Below are 4,735 nucleotides of genomic sequence, written 5' to 3' on the forward strand. Positions count from 1 at the left end.
TGAATCCGTGGGTAACCCGGCAGGACGCCGGGTTAGCCGTGTTGGGCCATGGATGGCCCGTCACGGCGGCCCACGGATTCAAGCCGGAGTGAGGGCATGCCGAGCCACAGCGAGGCACCGAGTGGAGGGGCAAGAGCCCTTTGCTTACTTTGGGGCTTTTCCAAAGTGAGTCGCCGTAAGGGCGAAACCCTAATAAGCCATCACCCAAATAACGGATATGCCCCGCCCCGTCCCCACCCGCGTAACAAAACCGTCATCCCCCTCGTCTAGCCTCGCGGGCACGAATGCCCCCCTTGAGTCCGCACCCATGGTCAGAGGCCTACTCTACGTTGCCCTCCTGCTAGTCCCCCTCACCACCCACGCCGAAACCTGGCCTGACAAGGAATGGCCCAAAGGCACGCCCCTCACCGGCCCCGCCGTCGATGCCCTGGACGCCTACGCCTTCCCGGCACGCAACGACGCCACCCGCCAAGGCATCCGCACCGACGCGCTGCTGGTCATCCGCGATGGCCAAATCATCTACGAACACTACGCCGCCCCCACCACCGCCAGCACCCCGCACCTGACCTGGTCCATCAGCAAAAGCCTGATGGCCACCGTGCTCGGCGTGGCCTACGGCGAAAACCGCTTCAAACTCACCGACCCCGCCGCGCGCTTTTACCCGCCGATGAAACAGCACCCCAAGGTGACCCTGGCCGACCTGCTGCACTGGGCCTCGGGCCTCGACTGGCAGGAAGACTACGAATACGCGCCACTGAAATCCTCGGTGGTGGCGATGCTCTACACCCGTGGCCGCGCGGATATGGCGGAGTTCGCCGCCGACACCGAGCCAGCTGCCAACCCCGGTCAGGCCTTTCGCTATTCCAGCGGCGACAGCAATATCCTCTCCGCCACGCTCAAAGGCATGCTCGGCCACAAGGCCTATATGAGCTATCCGTGGGACGCGCTGTTCAAGCCGCTCGGCATCCGCAACGCCACCTGGGAAACCGACGCCGACGAAACCTTCGTCGCCTCGTCCTACGCCTACCTCACTGCCCGCGACCTGGCGCGTGTCGGCCTGCTGATGGCGCGCGACGGCCGTTGGGGTGATCAACAGCTGCTTCCCAAAGAGTGGGTCGCCTTCAACCGCCAACCCTTTGCCCACTACAAGGCAGGCCAGGACGAAGCCGTCCCCGGCGGCCAATGGTGGCTCAACCGCGACGTGCAGGGCGCCCCCCGACCCTGGCCCGACGCCCCCGCCGACACCTTCGCCGCCCTCGGCCACTGGGGCCAGGCACTGTTCGTGCTGCCCGACGAACACCTGGTGATCGTGCGCTACGGCGACGACCGCGACGGCAGTTACCGCCACAACGACCTGCTCAAACGCGTACTCGCGGCGGTGCAACCATGATCCGACGTCGGCCGTTTACCAGCCTGTTCCTGCTGCTGTTACTCGCCCTGCTGGGTTGGGTCTGGCACGAGCGCGTCAACCTCCAAGCCTTCCCCGACATCATCGCGGCGTACACCGCCAAGGAGTATTGCTCGTGCCGTTATGTCGAAAACAATCCCGCTGATTATTGCCTGGGGTATGTGAAGCAATACGTGCCAGTCAGCGCGTTTGTCGATAAACCGGAAAGCAGCGAAGTGACGGCAAGCGGGTTGGGGCGCACGCACACGGCGCGGTGGATGGGGGAAAGGCAGGGGTGTCGGTTGTTGCCGTGAGGCGCCTTGCACGTTGAGCCAAACTTCTTGTCGCGATCAGCTTAAGCTGAACAGTGATCTCATAAAAAAGATGGAGTCGGTTGAAAAGAGTTTCAGTTTCTTGGTGTGTTTTATTCTTTAATGCGATTTGTGTTATTTCAAAGCTGTCTTGCTACCTGTTAACTCTGACAGTTGTCTGTCTGTGTCGTAGTCACTAGTTTGAAGCTTAGAAGGGTGACTGGTTTAACTTTGCGGGTGGAGGTGTATAATGGCGGCTAAAACTTTGACTATAGATAATAGTTCAGTAAAAAGTATTGAAGATGTAGTGGGTTATCTTAAGGCGAACTATGAGCAATTTAACGTGCCCGATGTCTTTGACGTTAGTTCGGAAAGCAGTATGAAAATTATTAGCATTAATTTAGTGGGTAATGTATGGCTTGTAAAATACTTGGATTTTAACGATGAGGCATTTTTATTACCGCCTGGCAACTAAGGTTTGGTGCGTTTGTGTATGTTTTTACAATATACCTTTATGCTTGTTCAGGCTCGCGCCCGCTGCGAAACACCGAGCGCGAGTTACTTACTGCGGTTCTGAAGTTCCCGGCTGCAACGCCAAGAGCAAATCATCGATAATGGCCTTTCCCATTTCGCCCAGATAATGCGAGGCGAACGCGAACTTCTCCGCCCTGGGGTCCATGGCGGCCTCAAGCGAGAGCATTTTTGCGTAGTAGAGCACGTGCGATGCGTGTTCAAGGGCTTCCACAAGTGGAACGCCAGCATTGACGCGGAACAGTTTGAGATGGCTTTTTTCTTCGCCGCAGTCTGCGAAGGTCGCGGCGCCGATAGTTTCGGCCGATATTACGTTAGGCATAGCTGATTCCCTTTGCATGAACAAAAGAGCTGCCACTAACGTTTCCAGGCGAAGGGTGGCAGCTGTACGCGGGCTGGAAACCGAGGCAAAAGGAACCCGGCAGACCCGAAGGTCTCCCACGCACAGCCGCCAAAAAGCACAAACGGCAGACATAAAAAAAGCGCCTGCTGATTGTTTGACGACGCTGTAGCGTCCTCAAGCATCGGGTTTCCAGGCCCGGTCGCTGATGAGCAGCGACGCGGCAGAGGTTAACGCTATGCACGCTGTGTCGCAACCCGGTGGCCAACTGCTTGTCTATGGGCGCTGCTTCGTCAGTTACATTGCGCCCGGCAGGCGGCGCAGTTAAGGTTCGTTCAGGTTTTTCGCCCCACGAGTCTTTATGTTCAACGCGTCGCTCCTCAAACCCCTGGCCTTCGCCTTGCTGGCCGCCGCCGCGGTGCCTGCCCACGCCGATTGGTACCTGGATAACGAATCCTCGCGCCTGTCGTTCGTCACCACCAAGAACACCGAGATCGCCGAGGTGCAGCGCTTCCTGGTGTTGCACGGCAAGGTCGACGGCCAGGGCGCGGCGCAGTTGGAGGTGGAGCTGGAGTCGATCAACAGCGGCATTCCGTTGCGTGACGAGCGCATGCGCAATGAGCTGTTTGAGATCAAGACTTTCCCCGAAGCGCTGATCAGCGCGCAGATCAACCTGCAACCCATCAATGACCTGGCCCCCGGTGCGCAATTGGAATTGCGCCTGCCGTTATCTGTGACGCTGCACGGCAAGACGCAAACCTACAGCGCCGAGCTGCTGGCCACGCGCCTGGATGATCGACGCTTCCAGGTGGTGACCCTGGAGCCTGTGGTGTTGCATGCCGAGGATTTCGACTTGGTGCCGGGCGTTGCCGCATTGCGCAAGGCCGCCGGGCTTACGTCGATCAGTTTGTCAGTGCCGGTGGGTGCGGTGCTGATCTTTACGGCGCGCTGACATGGGCGGCGCGGTGTTTCCGTGGCGCAGTGCCAACCGTTTCGAATTGTTGATCGACGGGCCGCAGTTCTTTCCGCAGATGCTGGCGGGTATTGCCCGCGCCGAGCGGCAAGTCGACCTGGAGTTGTATTTGGTGGAGGCCGGGGCGTGCGCCGAAGCGATGGTGCAGGCCTTGGTACTGGCCGCCGAGCGCGGCGTGCGCGTGCGTTGCCTGTTTGATGATTACGGCAGCCTCGCCTTCACGATGAGCTTGCGCAAACGCCTGACGGACGCGGGCGTGGAGTTGCGCTTCTACAATCGCCTGAGCTGGCGCCGCTGGATGCGCAACCTGTACCGCGACCACCGCAAGCTGTTGCTGATCGATCAAGGCACCGCGGTGGTCGGCGGCACGGGCGTCACCGATGAGTTCTGGACGCCGGGGCAAGACACCGCCGAATGGCATGAAGTGATGGTGCAAATCAGCGGCCCGCTGGTGCTCGACTGGCAGGCGCTGTTCGACCGCCAATGGCACGCCAACGCAGCACGCCGCGCGTGGAAACCCGCCACGCATTTTGGTCTGCCGCGTTTGCCCAAGTTGCCGGCGACCGGGCCAGGCCTTGGCCGTGTGGCCTACGCCGACGCCCGCCAGCACCGCGACATTTTGCAGTCACTGATCCGGGCTTTGAGCAGCGGCCAGCAACGTATCTGGCTGGCGACCCCGTACTTTCTGCCGACCTGGAGTGTGCGCCGGGCCCTGCGCCGTGCCGCCGGGCGCGGTGTGGACGTGCGTTTGTTGCTCACCGGCCCGCGCACCGATCACCCGTCTGTGCGCTACGCCGGGCACCGTTATTACCCGCGTTTGTTGCGTGCCGGCGTGCAGATTTTTGAATACCAGCCGTGCTTCCTGCACCTGAAAATGGTGCTGGTGGACGATTGGGTCAGCGTTGGTTCGTGCAATTTCGACCATTGGAATTTGCGCTTCAACCTGGAAGCGAATCTGGAGGCGTTGGACCCGGAATTGACGGCGGCGGTAGCAGGCAGTTTCGAACGGGATTTTGTTCAGAGCCAGGCGGTGAGCCTGGAGGCGTGGAAGTCGCGCCCGTTGTGGCGGCGGGTGAAGCAGCGGGTGTGGGGGTGGATTGACCGGTTGGTGGTCAACCTGCTGGATCGGCGGGGCTAGCCGCGTCACATTGGATCAACTGTGGGAGCTGGCTTGCCTGCGATAGCATCACCTC

General features: G+C 60.3%; 6 protein-coding genes. 5 read left to right on the forward strand and 1 reads right to left on the reverse strand.

Translation table 11 applies throughout. From position 1 onward, the window contains the following. The first annotated feature begins 307 nt into the window (after positions 1–307). The 3 genes from WBB95_RS02995 (at position 308) to WBB95_RS03005 (ending at position 2,173) form a co-directional block, all read left to right on the forward strand. Entirely contained in the window at positions 308–1,390 is a 1,083-nt protein-coding gene (locus tag WBB95_RS02995) for a serine hydrolase domain-containing protein (protein WP_424486224.1), read from the forward strand. Beyond that, positions 1,387–1,701 (forward strand): amidase, encoded by a 315-nt coding sequence (locus WBB95_RS03000; RefSeq protein ID WP_424486225.1) that lies wholly within the window; start codon positions 1,387–1,389, stop codon positions 1,699–1,701. The genes WBB95_RS02995 and WBB95_RS03000 overlap by 4 nt, the downstream gene beginning before the upstream one ends. A 247-nt stretch (positions 1,702–1,948) precedes the next feature. Next, positions 1,949–2,173, forward strand: coding sequence for a hypothetical protein (locus WBB95_RS03005; RefSeq protein ID WP_424486226.1), 225 nt, complete (start codon positions 1,949–1,951; stop codon positions 2,171–2,173). Positions 2,174–2,260: 87 nt separating this feature from the next. Here the strand turns inward: WBB95_RS03005 and WBB95_RS03010 are convergent, their stop codons facing one another. Beyond that, a complete protein-coding gene (locus WBB95_RS03010) occupies positions 2,261–2,551 on the reverse strand; it encodes a DUF3077 domain-containing protein (protein WP_424486227.1) in 291 nt (96 codons plus the stop codon). A 379-nt stretch (positions 2,552–2,930) separates the two neighbouring features. Here WBB95_RS03010 and WBB95_RS03015 point away from each other — a divergent pair, with 379 nt between their 5' ends. Together WBB95_RS03015 and WBB95_RS03020 are read left to right on the forward strand one after the other, a co-directional pair. After that, positions 2,931–3,521, forward strand: a complete 591-nt coding sequence (locus WBB95_RS03015; protein ID WP_424486228.1) for a YceI family protein — start codon at positions 2,931–2,933, stop codon at positions 3,519–3,521. 1 nt (position 3,522) lies between these two features. Next, on the forward strand, positions 3,523–4,680 hold the full coding sequence (locus tag WBB95_RS03020) for a phospholipase D-like domain-containing protein (RefSeq protein ID WP_424486229.1): 1,158 nt from the start codon (positions 3,523–3,525) through the stop codon (positions 4,678–4,680). The last annotated feature ends 55 nt before the right edge of the window (positions 4,681–4,735 follow it).

The sequence above is a fragment of the Pseudomonas sp. genome, from assembly GCF_049645325.1.
Taxonomy (GTDB): domain Bacteria; phylum Pseudomonadota; class Gammaproteobacteria; order Pseudomonadales; family Pseudomonadaceae; genus Aquipseudomonas.